Here is an 18,667-nt window from a genome sequence, read left to right on the forward strand (position 1 = left end):
CATGCCTGCGACAAAAAGAAGTAATCGCAAAGAGCAGATTCTGCAAGCACTCGCACAAATGTTAGAAACCAGCCCAGGTCAACGTATCACCACCGCAAAACTCGCGGCTGAAGTAGGTGTGTCTGAAGCTGCGTTATATCGTCATTTTCCGAGTAAAGCACGGATGTTTGAGGGCCTAATCGAGTTTATTGAAGATACCCTGTTATCACGCATTAACCTCATTTTAGAAAATGAGAAAGAAAGCCAAACACGTGTATACAATATTTTGCTGTTATTGTTAGCCTTCGCCGAGAAAAACCCGGGCATTACCCGCATTTTGACCGGTGATGCCTTACAAGGTGAACAAGAGCGTTTACGTGAACGTGTACAGGGCTTATTTGAAAAGCTAGAAACTCAGTTCAAGCAAGTGCTACGCGAACGCAAACTTCGCGAAGGTAAAGCATTCCAGTCAGACGAAAGCACCCTAGCCAACTTCTTACTCGCCTATGTAGAAGGTAAGATGAATCAATTCGTGCGCAGCGACTTTAAAGCAAAACCAAGTGCACAATTTGAAAAACAATGGCCAGAACTGCAAAAGATTTGGTTGTAGGAAATTAGCCGTAGGCGCGATTTCATATCGCGCAACGGTGAAATTAAAATTACGCGGGGTAAACCCGCTGCTACCCTTTTAACAAAACCTACGACCACTTTTTTAGCTTATAGCTTAAAGCTTAAAGCTTACAGCTATCAGCTCACCTCCCCAAACACGCCACTTATCGTATCTACTCGAATTGTTTATTAAAAACGCTACACTGGGTGCATCAATTTAAAAACAACGAGAAAGATGAATGAAAGCGCAATTATCACTTTTGAGCTTAGCCTTGGTGACAAGCCTTGGTAATGCACAGGTTAGTGCAAAAGAAGCTCTGCAATTTAAAGACGTGTTTGATTTTAAATACGCAAAAGGCACCCAACTTTCTGAAGATGGCCAAATTCTTAGCTTTAGTGCCGACCCTTATCGCGGTAATGCACAAGGTCAGGTTTATACATTAAACAACAACACCCTGCTAACTAGCGTTGAGCGTGGTACTCGCCCAACTATTAATAAAGCAGCAAACTGGGTCGCTTTTACTCAGGTACCTACCCTACTTGAAAAAGAAACTACCAAGAAAAAAGACCAGCTAAAAAACAACCTTGTTTTAGTGAATACTAAAAATGGTGAGCAACAAACCTTTAACGATGTAAAAGACTATGCGTTATCAGATGATGGTGTATGGCTTGCTTACCGACTAGATAAGAAAGCAGATAAAAAAGACAGCGAAGAAAAAGACGAAAACAGCAGCGAAATCAAGCCAGACAAAAAAGATAAAAGCTTTGATTTAGTGCTTGTTAACCTTCAAGACAAAACCACTCACACTGTAGATAATGTATTTAGTTATGCAATGAGTAGCACTGGCGAGCAATTATTAGCAAGCCAAAGCTACAGTGATGGTGCCGACAACCAAGTTGTATTAGTTGCGCTTAATAATGGCTTTGCAACGAGTGTACTGATTGATGAGCCGGGTGTGGTGGCAAATAAAATAGCTTGGCAACCAAACAGCAATACCGCAGCGCTATTAATTGGTAATTATGTGAATGATGATACACGCCGTCGTGACCACAGCTTACAGCTTTTACAAAATGGGGCGCTTTCAACCATTAACTCTGCAGATAGTAGCTGGACTATTGGCAAAACAGCATCGCTAAAATGGTCTGAAGATGGTGCTCGTTTATACTTTGAAAACCACCCTAAACTCGCTGCAAAAGTTACCCTAAAAGAATACAAAGATGAAGCCTCTTTATATGATTTCGATACCATTCGCGACCAAAAGGGCCTTAACGTTTGGCACAATAAAGACGCTGAAATTAAGCCACGCGAAGAGCAGCAATGGAACAAAGCGAATAAGCTTCGTCACTACCAAGCGGTATATCATGTAAATGGTCAGCAAGTTGTGCAGTTAAGCACGCCTAACATGCCTGAGGTTTCGCTAAATACTCATCGCGAAGCGCTATTAGGTTATTCAGACCGACCTTACCTAGAACGTGTTATGTATGGCGGTTTTTACGCAGATTACTTCAGTGTTGATGTTAAAACTGGTAAACAAACCGCTATTGTCAGCGACTATCCGTTTAGACCAAGCCTTGCGCCTAATGGTCAATTTGCGGCATTTTTCCAAGATAGCCAAGTGCAGCTTAAAGATTTAGGTAACAACAAGGTTTCAACCTTATCTAAAGCAATTAACGCTATTTTTGCTGATGATAAACATGACTACCCTTCGCCTCAACCGGGTTATGGTTTTGCAGGCTGGTTAAACGACAGCAGCCAAGTACTGGTTTACAGTAAATTTGATATTTGGGCTTTTGATGTCACAACACAAAAAGCAACGCGCCTAACTCAAGGTAAAGAAACCAATACCCAATATCGTGTTATTAAACTTGATAAAGACCAAGTGGGCTTTGCCAAAGATGAAACATTATTGCTAAGTGCAAAGAACCTGCAAGATAAGCAAACTGAAATTGCCAAACTTGACTTAACAAACAATAAAGTAAGCAAAGTACTTTCAGGTAAAAAGCGCTATGATGTAGTTAAAAAGGCGAAAAATGCCGACAAATACCTATTTACTGCACAAACATATCAGCAATTCCCTGATTACTACCAAACTGACTTTAGCTTTAAAAAGCCACAACGTGTTACCAACCTAAACCCACAAATTAGCAACTTTGCATGGGGTGAAAAACCTGAGCTTATTAGCTACAAAGGGTTTGATGGGGAAGATTTACAAGGCGTATTAATTAAGCCTGCGGGCTACAAAAAAGGCGATAAGGTTCCGGTGGTTGTGTACTTCTACCGCTATATGAGCCAACGCATGTATGACTTCCCGAAAATGGAATTAAATCATCGTCCTAACTTCCCGATGTTTACCTCAAATGGTTATGCGATTTTCTTACCAGATATCCGTTTTGAAATTGGTCACCCAGGTAAATCGTCAACTCAAACGATGATCAACGCCACTCAAAAGTTGATTGATTTAGGCATTGCTGATCCAGATAAAATTGGTTTACAAGGTCACTCATGGGCAGGCTACCAAAGTGCCTTTATGATCACGCAAACAGATATGTTTAAGGCGGTTGTATCGGGTGCGCCAGTATCTAACATGACCAGTGCATATAGCGGTATTCGCTTAAAATCAGGTCTTGCACGTCAGTTCCAATACGAAACAGGTCAAAGTCGCATTGGTAAAACGTTATTCGAAGCGCCAGAGCTATACATCGAAAACTCACCAGTGTTCTTCGCCGATAAAGTGAATACCCCAATTCTGATTATGTTTGGCGACAAAGATGATGCTGTGCCATGGCACGAAGGTGTTCAATACTACCTAGCGCTTCGTCGTGCAGGTAAAGATGCCACCTTCTTACAATACGAAGGTGAACCACATCACCTGAAGAAATTTCCTAACCAAGTGGATTTCTCAGTACGCATGATGGAATATTTTGATCATTACTTAAAAGGCAAACCAGCCGCTGAGTGGATCAAAAATGGTGTACCCTTTATTGAAGAATAAGCAATAAGCTAAATTAAAGCTTACTGCAAACCTCACCCAGAGCCAGCATTTTTGCTGGCTCTGTTCTATAAAATCAATCACACCATCTATTTTTTCGATTTTATCAATCGATTTAAACCCCAGTTTGTAAGTGGAAAGTTAACCAGAACAAATCTATATTTCACCCAACTTCTAACTGGAGACAACACAATGTTTAAGAAATCAACGTCAGCTTTGTCTAAAGTAGCTGTTGCGGTATCACTGTTGGTGGCAACAGGCGTACAAGCTACAAACGACATCAAATCAAACCAATTCTGGTGGCCAGAGCAATTAGATCTTAGCCAACTTCGTGCCCATGGCGCAGAGTCTGATCCTATGGGTCCTTACTTTGATTACAAAAAAGAATTCTTAAAGTTAGACCTAAACGCAGTGAAAGCTGATATTGAGAAAGTATTGACTGATTCTCAAGATTGGTGGCCTGCTGACTACGGTCACTATGGTCCGTTCTTCATCCGTATGGCGTGGCACGCATCAGGTACTTACCGTACTTTTGATGGTCGTGGTGGCGCAGGCGGTGGTCAACAACGTTTCGACCCATTAAACAGCTGGCCTGATAACGCGAACCTTGATAAGGCGCGTCGTTTACTTTGGCCTATTAAACAAAAATACGGTCGCAGCATTTCTTGGGCTGACTTAATGGCGTTAACAGGCAATGTTGCGCTTGAATCAATGGGCTTCAAAACCTTCGGTTATGCCGGTGGTCGTGAAGACGATTGGGAACCAGATTACGTATACTGGGGCCCTGAAGGCAAAATGTTAACTGACGAACGTCGTGACAAAAAAGGTAAACTTAAAGGCCCATTAGCGGCAGTTGAGATGGGCTTAATCTATGTAAACCCAGAGGGCCCTCACGGTAACCCTGATCCACTTCTAGCTGCAGAAGACATTCGTTTATCATTCGGCCGCATGGCAATGAACGATGAAGAAATCGTTGCGCTAATCGCCGGTGGTCACAGCTTTGGTAAAGCACACGGCGCGAAAAAAGCAACGTGTTTAGAAAAAGAGCCAGCAGCAGCAGGTATCGAAGAGCAAGGCTTAGGTTGGAAAAACAAATGTGGTAAAGGTCACTCTGAAGATACCATCACTTCAGGTCTTGAAGGTGCATGGACAGTGACACCAACACGTTGGTCAATCAACTACCTACAAAACTTATTCAGCTTTGAGTGGGTTAAAACTAAGAGCCCTGCAGGTGCGACTCAGTGGATCCCTGAAAATGGTCAAGCGTCTAACCTAGTGCCAGATGCGCACATTAAAGGTAAGCGTCATGCGCCTATCATGTTCACAACTGATATCGCGTTAAAAGCAGATCCTGAGTTCCGTAAGATCTCACAGCGTTTCTTAAACGACCCGAAAGAATTCGAACTGGCATTTGCTAAAGCATGGTTCAAACTAAACCACCGCGATATGGGCCCACGTGCTCGTTACCTAGGTGACTTAGTGCCAGAAGAAGTATTAATTTGGCAAGACTATATCCCTGCGGTTGACCACAAACTAGTTGATAGCAAAGATATCGCGTCACTTAAAGCTAGCATCTTAGATTCAGGTTTATCTGTATCTGAACTAGTGCGTGTTGCTTGGGCATCAGCAGCAAGCTACCGCGACACAGATATGCGTGGTGGTGCAAACGGTGCACGTATTCGCTTTGCTCCGCAAAAAGATTGGCCGGTAAACAACCCGAAAGAAGTAGCTAAAGTACTTAGCAAACTTGAGAAAATCCAAACTAAGTTCAACAAAAAAGCATCTGGCGGTAAAGAAATTTCACTCGCAGATATGATTGTTCTTGGTGGTGCGGCTGCAATCGAAAAAGCAGCAAGCGACGCAGGTTTCTCTATCGCAGTACCATTCAAGCCAGGCCGTATGGACGCATCATTAGAAATGACTGACGTTGAATCATTCGAAGTACTTGAGCCAACGGCAGATGCGTTCCGTAACTACTACAGCTCAGCATGGAAATCACCGGCTGAAATGTTAGTTGAACGTGCTGATTTACTAAGCTTATCAGTACCAGAAATGACTGCACTACTAGGTGGTATGCGTGCCCTTAACGCGAATACTGACCAAACTAAACACGGTGTATTCACGAAAAAGCCTGGCACATTAAGCAACGATTTCTTCGTTAACCTATTAGATATGTCAACGAAGTGGTCTAAGTCTTCTGAGGAAGGTGTTTACGAAGGCCGTGACCGTAAGTCAGGCAAACTTAAGTGGACAGCAACACCAGTAGATTTAATCTTCGGTTCAAACTCAGAGCTACGTTCAATTGCTGAAGTGTATGCCTCTGACGATGCTAAACAAAAGTTCGTTGATGACTTCGTAGCAGCATGGACTAAAGTAATGACGCTAGATCGTTTCGACCTACGTTAATTCTTATTTTCGCAACCAACAAAGCCGCTAAATTAGCGGCTTTTTTATTTTCGTTGATAATTTACTCGACAAGGCAGCGGTTTACGTTAAAAATAAAACTTTATCATTATATTTATTGGACACAGGCATTAGGGATGATTGCGCGCTTTTTACTGCTTTTTGTTTTCTACTCATTATGCCTAAGCATGACTAGCCAAAGCCGTGCCGATAACTCCCCGATTGTTAATATCGATCAACATAGCGTTGACCTCACTCAATTTGCTATGAGCTATTTTATTGATAGCACAGGCACTATGCCTCTTTCACAAGTTCAGCAGCAAAATTTTATCAACAGTCAAAACGAGCTTACTTTAGGCACCGACGCTAAAACGACGTGGTCAAAAATAGTTATAAAAAATAGCTACAGCGATACCCTACGCTTATTTGTGCATAACCCAGATGCCTATCATTTAGAAGAAGTCAGCTTTTACGAAACACAATCAGCACAACTGATAAACCAATCGGTTATTCAACTTGATAAAACAGGGCCTAAAGCCAACATGTTTGGTGGCAGTGCCGTGTTTTCGTTTTATATTGCTCCTAACCAGCAAAAAACAATTTATATAAAAAGCGTCACCTTTTCTCATCAGTGGTTTGCATTAGCTATTTTTGATGAAGAGCATTCAAAGAGAGCCCTTGTCGGGAATGGTAATTACATTGCGCTGCTTGTCGGGATGATGTTAGCGCTAATGATTTATAACTTCTTCTTGTATTTATCGGCACGTAAAATCGAGAACATTGTTTACGCCCTATATCTTATCTCTGGCACGGTTTGGGTGGCGCTATCTTATGGTGTTGCTGCTAACTTCTTTGGTATTTTTAGTGCTGAGCTATTACAGCTCAATTCTAACTTACTGAGCATGCCAAGCTTTTTAGTAATTTTTGTAATGCTCATTTTCGAAACCAAAAAGCATTACCCTAAAGAGCATATCGCGCTGTCGATTATCTTGTTCCTACTGGTTGCTGACTTTATCTATAGCTTGTTCGATATTGTGGGGGCATTAAAACCTGCTAGCAGCTTAGCAGCTTTAATGATGACGGTGACATTTGGGGTATCTATTTCACTGTGGCGCAAAGGTAATACGCTGGCAAAATACTTTTTGCTCGGCCACTCTATGTTCGTTATTTTTAATATGCTGGCGGTGCTTTATTACAAAGGGATCAGCGACGCAAACGTGATTAATAGCCACGGTGTAGGCATAGGTATTTTGCTAGAGGCGTTAATGATGGCGTTTATTCTTTCTTATCGAATTAAGAGCCTCGAAAAAATTAAAGCACAGCAAACTGAGCTCAACCGCCTAGTCGATACAGATCCTATGACAGGCCTTTACAACCGCCGTTACTTTGACAGAAAAAGTGAGGAATTGATTGCTGCTATGGCAAGCAATCAGCAAGAGTTAACCCTACTAATTGCTGATCTCGACCACTTCAAAAACATTAACGACACATATGGTCACGATGTTGGCGATAAAGTCATTATCGCATTTGCCAACATACTCACCTCAGAGCAAGGCCTTGCTGATATAGCCTGCCGTTACGGCGGCGAAGAGTTTGTGTTACTACTCAATTGTAACCTACTTGATGCCAAGCAAATTGCCGAGCGAATTCGCCAAAAAGCCCAAGAAACTTACATCACAATTGATGAGGTGCAAACCGTGCAGTTTACCGTGAGTATTGGTGTACATAGCGTGGCTCATGCTTCAACAACTGTGAAAGAAACCCTCACCATTGCCGACAAAGCATTGTATAAAGCGAAAAGTAACGGCCGTAATTGTGTTGAAGTGGCTGCTTGAGGGGAAAGTTTCAAGTTTCAAGTTTCAAGTTTCAGAGCAACTTAAGGCGTTAAAACCATTAGCTAAAGTGAATGATGGTTGTTCCGGGTTGCTTTTTAGCTTGGTACATAGCCGCATCTGCTTCTTCAATTAGCTGGTTTGCTGCATACACACCATCGCCGAGAAAATGCGCTGTCACACCGATACTTGCTGTGACTTCAATTGACTTACCTTTACAACTAAAAGGGGCTGAAAATTGATCCGCAATTTTATGTGCCAAGCGATTCAGAATCGTCGTATTAGTTACGCCTGAAATAGTCACTAAAAACTCATCTCCCCCCATTCTTATCACATAATCGGTACTTCTGACGGCAGCTTTAAGTTGCTTTGCAACCCATACCAAAACTTCATCGCCTAGTGCATGACCATGCTGATCGTTGATTTGTTTAAAATCATCTAAGTCGATATAAATAAAGCCCATTCCCTCAGCCACATCACCATTTTCACTAAATACATCATTTAATAATTGCTCTAGATAACGACGGTTCGGTAATTGAGTAAGCGGGTCAAGATTCGCAAGCTCAATCAAAGCCTGCTCTTTATTTTTTCGAGCTGAAATGTCACGCACAATCGCAAGAAGATAGCTTTTCCCTTGATGGTCGATATGACACACACTCACTTCTGTAGGAAAAACCTGACCATCTTTTTGTTTTAAGCACGACTCAAAAATAGTGGTTTCTTGAGCTTTTATACGCGCCACCCTTTCTTGCCATTTAGCCTTGGTATCGTAGTCAGGGTTAATGTCTGGAATGGTTAGTTTTAAAAGCTCCTCCTTTTCATAACCTAAGCACCTATAAGCAAATTGATTACAATTAAGGATTTGGCCAAACTGAGGGTTTGCAACAAAGATGGCATCATTCGATTTATCAACTAAATGGGTCAGCAAAATATCCGCGGCCGCCTCTTTATTGACTGTTGTTAAGTCAATAATTTGCGAAATATAACGCACAACATTACCGTCATTATCCATCTCAGCAACAATATTCAGCTGACAATAAATAGCATGACCCAACTTATGCATGTAACGCTTTTCGATTTGTAAGGGCTGCTCAGGAAACTGATTAAGCTTGGCACGAATAGCTTTATTTAACTCTCTGTCATCAGCATGAGTTATAACAACATCATCTGCGTACACTTCATCGCCTTCGTAACCTAATAGTTGTTTTAGTGCCGGGTTTGCATATTCGAGTTTACCGCTAGGCGAGGAAACAATGACAGGGATAGGTGTAATTTCTATTAACCGATAAATAGGATTAACAAACATCTGTACGTCATTAAGTTTCATGGGCAACCCGAGTCCAATACATTATTACTACTCAGTAAAATGAAAGAATAGACTATAAATTAGCTATCAGCTATCAGCTATCAGCTATCAGCTATCAGCTATCAGCTATCAGCTATCAGCTATCAGCTATCAGCTATCAAAATTATGTAGGGCGTCATTTGGGGTGGCAAGAATTGATTCTAGGTTTTGGGTGCTAGGTGCTAGGTGCTAGGCGCAAATAAAAGACATCGTGTTTCTTCTTTGAGTCACTGTTTTTGAAAACAACCCCAGATTCCACTAAGAATATATTTGGATTCAAACTAAGGTAGAATCCTCTTAATTTTTAATCATCAATAAGGTCGTAAGATAATTCTGCTTTCTTAATCTCGAGTTCCAACTCTTTTGTGTATGGCATCCTTACAATATTTCCCACAAGAATTTCATTCACAGTGGTCTTTGCCTCTGCAATCGTCATTTTCAACTCTCGACGCAATACCTTATTAAAAGATATTTTTCTAAAACCCGTGGACCACTTCGTAATTTCAATAATCATTTTCTTCCAGCTTTATACTTACTGATCTAGGTTATTTACATACACATGGGCTTTTGCTTTTTGCCACTACCTCGCACATGGCGTCAGAAAATGATTTAGCTTATCCCCAATGGTTTTGCTTAACTACTTATCACCAATCATATGCATGAAAAATAAATGGGTAACATTATAGTTGTCTAGTTTAGTTACTAGGTGCTAGGTGCTAGGCTTTAGGTGCAAATATAAGATATCGAGTTACTTCTTTGAGCCATGTTTATTAAGAACAAAGCCCGAGAGTGCGAAGCTCTGAATTAAAAAGATATTATCTATTTGTCGTTTGCTACTTTTTCATCAAACCAAACATGTTCTTGCCCTCCACCCAGCATGAATCGATAACCAGGTGGCAAAGCCATATAAATAGCTACTTCAGGTCTATATTTTACAATATGAGTAAAGTGAACCGTTTTTAAACTCGAAATATCTCCATTATATTCGTCAGTGGTTAACCACCAACCGCTCATATGGTCCGGTGAAGGGTAACGAACTCCTTCTAAAGGCAGCCCCTCATATACACCGTCAGATATTACTACCATTTGCTCCTCGTCAACTGGTGTATATTGTGCACTATAGTGTTCACAACACTTCTGTTGAACTTCTAGCAGATGAGTTATTCCTTTCATCTTAAATTGGATACCACACAATTAATTAATCTATCGAGAATATCATCAAAGTTGAAAACAACAAAAAACCCCCGCGAGTGTGAAGCTTAGAATTCAAACTATGTCGTCAAATATTTAATAAAGACTCATCAAACCAAACATCAACATAATCTCCTGCGATTAAAAACCTATAACCCGGAGGTAGCGCAAGATACTTTTTGATATCAGGACACCTCTCACTTAAATGAGCAACATGAAGAGGAACGAAAAAATCAGGTTCTTCAGAAAACTCTTCTCCCCCCCAAATGTACCAACCTGTTGTATCTCCTTCAGGGGAGTGTCTTAGTCCATTAATAGGAATAACCCCTTGCTTGACGTTACGAGAAATCCCAACTTTCATATCTTCGGGAGATGATACAAAGTCAGCATTAAATTCACTACAGACCAATCTTTGAATTTTTGTAATTTCAGTCATTAAAAATCATGCACCTTTTTCTTCGCTTTAAACACATGGGGTTAGGTCTTGCTTTTGTCACTACCTCACCCATGCCAGCAAGCGGTTCTTTTCATTGAGCAGCTTAGCCAGTTTTGAAAACAAAATCCAAGCAAGCTACTCCAGAAAAAACAAAGCCCCGCTAGTGCAAACCTTAGGTCTGCGAGTGCGAGGCTTTGTTCGACAGCGTTAGCTGTTCATTAATTCTCTTACTTGAATTTGTATTTGTTTTTCGCATTATCCAGCGTTAAGTGAATCAAACTCGGTGCACCTGCGCCATGAAAGCTTGAGTCGTCGTAGACTAGCTCCCAAAGACGCCCATCATTAGGATCTCGCAGTAAAGTTGACCACCCATCATCGGAATATGCAACGACTAACATTACGTTATTTTTTAAATAATCAATTCGCTGTGCCATTTTATCCGCCACAACTTTACCGTTTAAAAAAACATGCTTACCGATTAATTTGTTTTCATCTTTCCTTAGATTCATGTCTTATCAACCTAAATGCTGTTCTTCTGGTACTTTTCAGTTTCGGATTACAAATCCCTCCAGCGCGCTAAAGCACGACCTACAAGCAAGTGCTAACCTAGCTCCTAGAGCCTAGCGCCTGTGACCTGACCACTAACCACTAACCACTAACACCTTTCCCCTTGCAACTCGCAACTAGTAACTAGTAACTAGTAACTCAACAATACTGCCCTGCTGCAAAGCCGCAGCTCCAGGCATATTGGAAGTTATAGCCGCCTAGCCAACCGGTGACGTCGGTGACTTCGCCGATAAAATAAAGGCCCGGTGACTTTTTCGCTTCGAAGGTTTTTGAGCTTAACTCGTCGGTGTCTACACCGCCAAGCGTTACTTCGGCTGTTCTGTAACCTTCGGTGCCGTTGGGTTTAATTTGCCAATTGTGAATGTAGTCATGTAATGCGTCGATTTGTGCATGGCTTAGTTGGTTTACATTGCAATCAGGGATCGCTTTCGTGTCATGCAGCATTTCAACAAAGCGTTTTGGTAAAATTGTCGCAAGGGTATTTTTTAGTGACTTCTGCCCTTGGCTTTGACGCCACTGCTCAAGCTGCTGTTTTAAATCGAGCTCGGGTAACAAGTTGATGTACACAGTTTGCCCTGCACGCCAAAAAGAGCTGATTTGCAGAATCGCTGGGCCCGACAGGCCACGGTGAGTAAACAAGATGTTTTCTTTAAACTGGGTGCCATCTTCACTGGTAACCAGACAAGGAATGCTGATCCCCGATAATCCATCAAAGCGATCTTTATCATGCTGGTGCAACGTAAATGGCACTAATGCCGCCATGGTTGGCAGCACAGTTAAACCAAATTGCTCAGCAATTTTATAACCAATTGGCGATGCCCCAAGCTTAGGCATGGTTAATCCACCCGATGCGACAACTAACGACTCACATTGATAGCTGTCTTGTTCGGTAATAACTTCATAACCCGCATCGGTTTTAGTCACGCTGAGTACTTCGTTACGCAGAGCAATGTTAACCCCCGCCCACTCGCACTCAGTTAGAAGAATATCAACGATATCTTGAGCGCTGTTATCACAAAATAACTGACCCAGTGTTTTATGGTGATAAGCCAAGCCGTGACGGTCCACCAGCTCAATAAAGTCATGCTGGGTGTATCGGCTTAAACACGATTTTACAAAGTGAGGATTACCACACAAGTAGTTGTCTGGGCTTGCATTTTCATTGGTGAAGTTACAACGTCCGCCGCCGCTAATTAATATTTTACGGCCCGGCTTTTTGCCCATATCAAGCACAGTAACATTGCGACCACGGTAGCCAGCTTGTGCAGCACACATCAAACCTGCGGCACCGGCGCCAATCACAATTACATCTACTTGGGTCATTACTCATACTCACTAAAAAAATTTAGCTGATTATAACAAGTTATTGTCGCTGCTGTGTTAACACTGAGGTGTTTTTACAAAAAAGATAAAACCAAAAAACGAAATAAAGTAAAAACTCAAAACAACAAAATTATAACTTTATTATGAGAAAACTACTAAAAAGCACCATAAAAAGACTATTTTAGACGTCTATACATTTAGTTATAACCAAAATAGAGACAACCATAATAAAACGATATTTTAACTAAATTTACATTTATTTTACCTTTGTCCCCCTTCGCGAAAAATATCGTGGAGATTTACATAACAATCTAGGGATCATTATGACAACTAACAACAACTTGAAGAAGTGCGCAATTGCACTGAGCTTGACTGCGTTGTTTGGGACGACGGCAGCAATGGCTACTCCAAACCAACTAATGTCACCATCTATGCAGGAAACTGCGGCGAAATTACAAGGTCAAGAAGGCTTTGGTACACAATTCATCATCAAGTATAAAAACAACAGTGATGAAATGATGACAATGTCGGCAGCAGAACAAACGCCGAGTATGATGAACAAAAAAGCAAAAGGCTTTGTTAAAAACTTCACCAGTAAAAAAGGTAAAGTAAAAGCACAATATGTTCGTGCAATGGCGATGAGTAATCACCACGTAATGCGTGCTGATAAAAAACTTTCTGCTCAAGAAGCACAAGAATTCATGCAAGAGATGGTTGCATCAGGTAACGTTGAATACATCGAAATCGACCAAATGTTAAAGCCATTTGCAACGCCTAACGACCCACGTTACGACGACCAATGGCACTACTACGAGCAAGCGGGTGGTCTTAACCTTCCTACTGCGTGGGATACAGCAACGGGTAGCGGTGTGGTTGTTGCGGTACTTGATACAGGTTACCGCCCACATATTGATTTAAATGCCAACATCCTTCCTGGCTATGACATGATCTCTAACGTGTCTGTAGCTAACGATGGGGGTGGTCGTGATAGCGATGCACGCGATCCGGGTGATGCAATCAGCGCTAACGAATGTGGTTACACACATGGTGCGCAAAGCTCAAGCTGGCACGGTACGCACGTTGCGGGTACTGTTGCGGCAGTAACTAACAACGGTGAAGGTGTTGCCGGTGTTGCATACGATGCGAAAGTAGTTCCTGTACGTGTACTTGGTAAATGTGGTGGTTTAACTTCTGATATCGCTGACGGTATTATCTGGGCTTCAGGTGGTTCGGTTTCTGGCGTACCAGCAAACGCTAACCCTGCTGATGTTATCAACATGAGTTTAGGTGGTAGCGGTTCATGTAGCTCTACAACACAAAGCGCTATCAACCAAGCACGAAACAACGGCACTGTGATCGTAATCGCTGCGGGTAACGATAACGATAACTCTGCAAACTACAACCCAGGTAACTGTAATGGTGTTGTAAACGTTGCATCTGTTGGTCGTAACGGTGGTCGTGCTTATTACTCAAACTACGGTAGCAACATTGATGTTGCAGCACCGGGTGGCGCACAAAGCTTTGCGAATGACTCTGAAGGTGTTTTATCAACACACAACTCAGGCTCTACAAGCCCAAGCAGCGATTCATATCACTACTCGCAAGGTACATCGATGGCAGCACCACATGTTGCGGGTGTAGCAGCGCTAATCAAGCAAGCTAAACCATCTGCAACGCCAGATGAAATCGAAAGCATCTTAAAATCAACAACTCGTTCTTTCCCTGCAACATGTACAAGCTGTGGTACAGGTATTGTTGATGCAGCAGCCGCTGTGGCAGCAGCATCAGGCACAACACCGCCACCACCAACAGGCAATGTGTTAGAAGATGGTCAAGCCCTAACAGGTTTAAGTGGCTCTGCTAGCAGCCAAACTTTCTACACAATGGAAGTGCCAACAGGTGCAACTAACGTAACCTTCACAATGAGTGGCGGTACAGGTGATGCTGACCTTTACGTTCGTGCAGGTAGCGCACCAACAACGTCAACCTATGATTGTCGCCCGTATAAAGGCGGTAACAACGAAGTATGTTCTATCGATAACCCAACAGCAGGCACTTACCATGTAATGCTCAATGGTTACTCTGCATACTCAGGTGTTAGCCTTGTGGGTGATTTAACAACTTCTGGCGGTGGTTCAGGCTCAGGTTCACCACAAGCAGGTGGCGGCACAGTGACTGATATCTCTGCAAGTGCTGGTCAATGGAAACACTACACACTAGAAGTACCTGCAGGTATGGCAAGCTTCACAGTAACAACGTCTGGTGGTACAGGTGATTCTGACTTATTTGTTAAGTTTGGTAGCCAACCAACGTCATCTAGCTATGACTGTCGTCCGTACAAAAACGGTAACGCAGAAACATGTACATTCAGTAATCCACAAGCAGGTACGTGGCACTTAAGCTTAAATGCTTACCGTACTTTCTCTGGTGTAACATTGGATGCACAGTATCAACCTTAATAGTTGATCTCCCCAGTATCCCCCTGGGACTTTTCAGCCGGACTTACGTCCGGCTTTTTTGTACTTATATCAATAAAACGAATTGCTATTAAAGCTTTTCAAGAACAGCTTCAGCGCGACTTACTACAAACTCTTTGTCTTGTTCAACAAACAGCCCTGTTACCGTTTGGTTTTCAACGATCATCGCATAACGCTTTGAACGTACGCCACCAAAGCCAGCTGTGTCTTTATCTAGACCAAGTGCTTTAGTAAAGCTTGCATCACCATCGGCTAACATACGAATATGCTCAGCGTTATGAGCTTCACCCCATGCTTTCATTACAAATGCATCGTTCACCGATACGCAGTAAATTGCATCAACGCCTTTCGCGGTAATTTTATCGGCTAGCGTAATAAACTCAGGTAAGTGAGCATTTGAGCAGGTTGGCGTAAATGCACCAGGCACCGCAAATAACACTACTTTTTTATCTGCAAATAATGCCTCTGTTGATAGAGTTTGCATGCCCTCGCTAGTTAATTCACTAAGGGTTGCTGCAGGTAAAGTTTGGCCTTGTTCGATCATTGTAATTCCTTGAAAGAAAATAAGAGTACAGAGTATATACCCAAAAAATTGAATACCGCATGATTTAAGGGCAAACAATGCAAACCATTGCTCGCCCTTGAAGAGTTATAAACCTAAGCTGGTTTTAATGGTGTGCATTTGCTCTTGTAGGCGGTGCTGAATATCACTAACCAGTGAGTTTGATTCACTTACCTGCCCTTTCATGCTCTGCATTGATTGGCTAAAGTTTTCGAGTAAGGCATTTTGCTGTTTAGCAAGCTCCATAGCATCAAACGCTACCTTGTTAGCATCTTGCGCATTATCGGCAACACCTTCTGAGTTACGTTTAAGCTCTTGGGCATTTTGTGTTTGCAGCTCGGCATCAGTAGCCAGTGCACTAATTTGCTCTGATACCATGGTTGAGTTTTCACTTAGGCGGTTTAGCTGATTGTTGATATCATCAAGCGAGCCTTGTGTTTGTCTGGCAAGCTTTCGTACTTCGTCAGCGACAACCGCAAAGCCTCGACCATGCTCACCTGCACGTGCCGACTCAATCGCCGCATTCAATGCCAGTAGATTTGTTTGCTCAGCAATGTTTTTGATCACCTCAATAACTTGGCCAACATCATCAACCCCTTTTAATAGCTCTTTTAAGCTATCTAGACCTTGCTCAACGCGCTCTTCAGTGCGAGAGCTTGCGGTTAACATGCTGTCGGCAAAGCCTAAGCTCTGCTCCATCGCACCAAAGGTTTGTTTGGCGTTATCAGCAACTTGACCATTAATGTTATTGACCTGTTCACCAATATGCTGAATATCAGTAAGTAAACCTTGGTTTTGTTCAACCTGAGAGTGGCTGGCGTCCGTTTGCTGAGCAATGGTATGTAAGTGCTCGCTCATCTCTAGCATAAAGTCATTAATAACCTTAAGCATTTGTGCTCGCTCTTCTGCCTCACCACGCTGGCGTTCAATCAATTGATTAAAGTAATGAGCAATTTCACCAACTTCGGTTTTCGGGTTTTTACTCTCAATGTTTTTAAGTTCATTACTTTCAATCAAGAAGGCAAAGCCATCACGCAATTGGCGCAGAGGGTTAAGCACTTGGTTGCGCTGTACAAAATACACACCCGCCGCTAAAACCACCAGCATGCCAATAGCGACACAAAACACGATAAACACTTGTTGCTTAAGCTGGCTTTGTTCATCTTTTAATTTTTGCTCTGCACCGAGCACCGTTGCAGACAACGCGCCGATTTGTTCGCGCAGTGCTTGCATGCCGGTTTGTCGTTGCTCAGCTTGCTCAAGTGTTGATGCTAAATCACGAGGGAAACGTTTAGGCCAGCTTGTTAGCTCTGCTTTAATATCACCGGCTAAATCTTCTGCTTCTTCACCAAAAAATAAAGCGTCTTCATCCACTTCACTCATTACACCTAGGTTTTCGAGTCTGTCGATTTTAGTAGCAAGGGCATTTAAGTTTTCAACACTTTGATTAAGGCTGTTTTTAGTGTCTTGATCAAAGTTGATCACTAACTTGTAAGTATATAAAGCAAGTGATGTCACTTCGCTGTAGTAGTCAGCAGCAAGTTGATAATATTCAAGCGCAAGCGCCGTTTGCGGCTGTGCTTTACTTGCATAGCCAATTAATGATGAGGCAGAGCCTGCCATTTGTCTTAACGAGTTATCGAGTAGTGCCATTTCGTTACCCGATAGCTTACCTAAAGCGCGATACTTACCGTTGATGTCTTTATCGAGGGCCGTCAGTTGGCTATTTAGTTGACCTGCAAGGTCATTAGGTAGCTCTGCTAAATGCTGCTTTTTAACATCGCTTATAAGCGTTGAGGCTTTATTCAAATGTTGGCTGTCACCTTGCACTAAATAATCATCAAGGTAACTTTTTAAATCAATAATGATGGTGTTTTTAAGCTTATTATAAGCGTTATCTTGTTGCTCTAATCCGAGTAAAGTTTGACTGGCCCAGAACAAGGTGGCTGCCAGTAAAATACTGGCGAGTGTGAGTAAAACGGCCAATAGCCGAGTAAATGATGACACGCGCATAAACGATATTCCCAAGTAACGTTACGCGCGTAGAATATTAACCTTTTATGACAATTTGATGTAAACCATAAAAAATAACAGGTAAAAGCGAGAATAACTAACCCAAAAGGGCTAAATAAATACCAATTCGCTTAATATTGCGAATGGTATCAGACCATTGCAGCTTTTACGTATACATCAAAGCGGTTCTTCTTGGTTTTGATTTGCATACTCGGGGTTTTGTCATTTAGAAATGGGGCGTAATCAGGGCGCTTCACTACGACTCGCTTACTAGCAAGCGGATAAGCAAAATCTAGTAAATCATCGGCATCGCTATCTCCACCAACAAGCTCTTGGAATACTCGCATTTCTTTTTTAACGAGGGCTGATTTTTCACGATGAGGAAACATAGGATCTAAGTACACAACATCAGGAGTATCACTGCACTGCGCTAGTAACGTATGACTAGAGCCAAATACTAGGCTCATGTTTTCTTTCATCCAAGGGCCAATTTCAGCATCGTTATAGGCGCGTTCTAGGCCGTCAAATAATAGTGCAGCTACCACTGGGTGGCGCTCATGCAAAATCACTTTACAGCCTAGTGATGCCAGTACAAAACCATCGCGGCCAAGGCCTGCTGTGGCATCAAGCACCACTGGCGTGGCACCTTTGTTTAACCCTACAGCCTTGGCTATTGCCTGCCCTTTACCACCACCAAACTTGCGTCGATGAGCTGCAGCACCCGTTACAAAATCAACATGAATAGCACCAAGCTTTGGCTCGTCCTTTTTCTTCAGGCTCAAGCCTTGATCGTCATAATGAAGCGAAAATCCCGCATTTTGCTCAGCCCACTTAGCCAAACCAAAACGCTGTTCAATCGCATCTAAATAAGGACGCATTTCTTTAAAAGGACAATGAATTACCACGCAAAACTCCGAGCTATATTATTCGCCGCCAGTAT

Annotated in this window: 14 protein-coding genes; 5 read left to right on the forward strand and 9 right to left on the reverse strand. The window is 42.3% G+C overall.

Features of this window, described 5'->3' with window-relative positions; genetic code table 11:
* The first annotated feature begins 1 nt into the window (after position 1).
* From slmA to WA256_RS15660, 4 genes are all read left to right on the forward strand, one after another.
* Entirely contained in the window at positions 2-589 is a 588-nt protein-coding gene (gene slmA, locus WA256_RS15645) for a nucleoid occlusion factor SlmA (protein ID WP_054554189.1), read from the forward strand.
* Between the two features lie 238 nt (positions 590-827).
* Complete coding sequence (locus WA256_RS15650; protein ID WP_335992586.1) at positions 828-3,581, forward strand: S9 family peptidase; 2,754 nt, start codon at positions 828-830, stop codon at positions 3,579-3,581.
* A gap of 189 nt (positions 3,582-3,770) precedes the next feature.
* Positions 3,771-5,984, forward strand: coding sequence for a catalase/peroxidase HPI (katG, locus tag WA256_RS15655; protein ID WP_304638233.1), 2,214 nt, complete (start codon positions 3,771-3,773; stop codon positions 5,982-5,984).
* A gap of 185 nt (positions 5,985-6,169) precedes the next feature.
* Positions 6,170-7,816 (forward strand): diguanylate cyclase, encoded by a 1,647-nt coding sequence (locus WA256_RS15660; protein ID WP_335992587.1) that lies wholly within the window; start codon positions 6,170-6,172, stop codon positions 7,814-7,816.
* 58 nt (positions 7,817-7,874) lie between these two features.
* Here WA256_RS15660 and WA256_RS15665 read toward each other — a convergent pair whose 3' ends face one another.
* The 6 genes from WA256_RS15665 to WA256_RS15690 form a co-directional block, all read right to left on the reverse strand.
* Entirely contained in the window at positions 7,875-9,140 is a 1,266-nt protein-coding gene (locus WA256_RS15665) for a sensor domain-containing protein (protein ID WP_335992588.1), read from the reverse strand.
* 322 nt (positions 9,141-9,462) lie between these two features.
* On the reverse strand, positions 9,463-9,672 hold the full coding sequence (locus tag WA256_RS15670; RefSeq protein WP_130167293.1) for a hypothetical protein: 210 nt from the start codon (positions 9,670-9,672) through the stop codon (positions 9,463-9,465).
* Between the two features lie 305 nt (positions 9,673-9,977).
* Positions 9,978-10,331 (reverse strand): immunity protein Imm33 domain-containing protein, encoded by a 354-nt coding sequence (locus tag WA256_RS15675; protein ID WP_130167292.1) that lies wholly within the window; start codon positions 10,329-10,331, stop codon positions 9,978-9,980.
* A 106-nt stretch (positions 10,332-10,437) separates the two neighbouring features.
* Entirely contained in the window at positions 10,438-10,785 is a 348-nt protein-coding gene (locus tag WA256_RS15680; protein ID WP_335992589.1) for an immunity protein Imm33 domain-containing protein, read from the reverse strand.
* Between the two features lie 227 nt (positions 10,786-11,012).
* Entirely contained in the window at positions 11,013-11,294 is a 282-nt protein-coding gene (locus tag WA256_RS15685) for an Imm27 family immunity protein (protein ID WP_130167290.1), read from the reverse strand.
* 196 nt (positions 11,295-11,490) lie between these two features.
* On the reverse strand, positions 11,491-12,675 hold the full coding sequence (locus tag WA256_RS15690; RefSeq protein WP_054563381.1) for an NAD(P)/FAD-dependent oxidoreductase: 1,185 nt from the start codon (positions 12,673-12,675) through the stop codon (positions 11,491-11,493).
* A 323-nt stretch (positions 12,676-12,998) separates the two neighbouring features.
* On the opposite strand from WA256_RS15690, the gene WA256_RS15695 reads away from it, so the two are divergent.
* The gene (locus tag WA256_RS15695; protein WP_335992590.1) at positions 12,999-15,134 is read left to right on the forward strand and encodes a S8 family peptidase; all 2,136 of its coding nucleotides are present in this window, start codon (positions 12,999-13,001) and stop codon (positions 15,132-15,134) included.
* A gap of 88 nt (positions 15,135-15,222) precedes the next feature.
* On the opposite strand, the gene WA256_RS15700 is transcribed toward WA256_RS15695, so the two are convergent.
* From WA256_RS15700 to WA256_RS15710, 3 genes are all read right to left on the reverse strand, one after another.
* Positions 15,223-15,696 carry a peroxiredoxin gene (locus WA256_RS15700; protein ID WP_063529354.1) on the reverse strand — a complete coding sequence of 158 codons (474 nt, stop codon included), beginning with the start codon at positions 15,694-15,696 and terminating at the stop codon, positions 15,223-15,225.
* 105 nt (positions 15,697-15,801) lie between these two features.
* Positions 15,802-17,727 carry a methyl-accepting chemotaxis protein gene (locus WA256_RS15705; RefSeq protein ID WP_335992591.1) on the reverse strand — a complete coding sequence of 642 codons (1,926 nt, stop codon included), beginning with the start codon at positions 17,725-17,727 and terminating at the stop codon, positions 15,802-15,804.
* A gap of 149 nt (positions 17,728-17,876) precedes the next feature.
* Complete coding sequence (locus WA256_RS15710; protein WP_054563365.1) at positions 17,877-18,632, reverse strand: class I SAM-dependent methyltransferase; 756 nt, start codon at positions 18,630-18,632, stop codon at positions 17,877-17,879.
* Between the last annotated feature and the right edge of the window lie 35 nt (positions 18,633-18,667).

The organism is Pseudoalteromonas sp. CH_XMU1449-3, from assembly GCF_037027245.1.
Classification (GTDB): Bacteria; Pseudomonadota; Gammaproteobacteria; order Enterobacterales; family Alteromonadaceae; genus Pseudoalteromonas; species Pseudoalteromonas shioyasakiensis.

What these genes read in the sequence shown, in the direction of transcription:
- slmA (WP_054554189.1), top strand. Translation starts at nt 2, where the DNA reads ATGCCTGCGACAAAAAGAAGTAATCGCAAAGAGCAGATTCTGCAAGCA.
- WA256_RS15650 (WP_335992586.1), top strand. Translation starts at nt 828, where the DNA reads ATGAAAGCGCAATTATCACTTTTGAGCTTAGCCTTGGTGACAAGCCTT.
- katG (WP_304638233.1), top strand. Translation starts at nt 3,771, where the DNA reads ATGTTTAAGAAATCAACGTCAGCTTTGTCTAAAGTAGCTGTTGCGGTA.
- WA256_RS15660 (WP_335992587.1), top strand. Translation starts at nt 6,170, where the DNA reads ATGACTAGCCAAAGCCGTGCCGATAACTCCCCGATTGTTAATATCGAT.
- WA256_RS15665 (WP_335992588.1), bottom strand. Translation starts at nt 9,140, where the DNA reads ATGAAACTTAATGACGTACAGATGTTTGTTAATCCTATTTATCGGTTA.
- WA256_RS15670 (WP_130167293.1), bottom strand. Translation starts at nt 9,672, where the DNA reads ATGATTATTGAAATTACGAAGTGGTCCACGGGTTTTAGAAAAATATCT.
- WA256_RS15675 (WP_130167292.1), bottom strand. Translation starts at nt 10,331, where the DNA reads ATGAAAGGAATAACTCATCTGCTAGAAGTTCAACAGAAGTGTTGTGAA.
- WA256_RS15680 (WP_335992589.1), bottom strand. Translation starts at nt 10,785, where the DNA reads ATGACTGAAATTACAAAAATTCAAAGATTGGTCTGTAGTGAATTTAAT.
- WA256_RS15685 (WP_130167290.1), bottom strand. Translation starts at nt 11,294, where the DNA reads ATGAATCTAAGGAAAGATGAAAACAAATTAATCGGTAAGCATGTTTTT.
- WA256_RS15690 (WP_054563381.1), bottom strand. Translation starts at nt 12,675, where the DNA reads ATGACCCAAGTAGATGTAATTGTGATTGGCGCCGGTGCCGCAGGTTTG.
- WA256_RS15695 (WP_335992590.1), top strand. Translation starts at nt 12,999, where the DNA reads ATGACAACTAACAACAACTTGAAGAAGTGCGCAATTGCACTGAGCTTG.
- WA256_RS15700 (WP_063529354.1), bottom strand. Translation starts at nt 15,696, where the DNA reads ATGATCGAACAAGGCCAAACTTTACCTGCAGCAACCCTTAGTGAATTA.
- WA256_RS15705 (WP_335992591.1), bottom strand. Translation starts at nt 17,727, where the DNA reads ATGCGCGTGTCATCATTTACTCGGCTATTGGCCGTTTTACTCACACTC.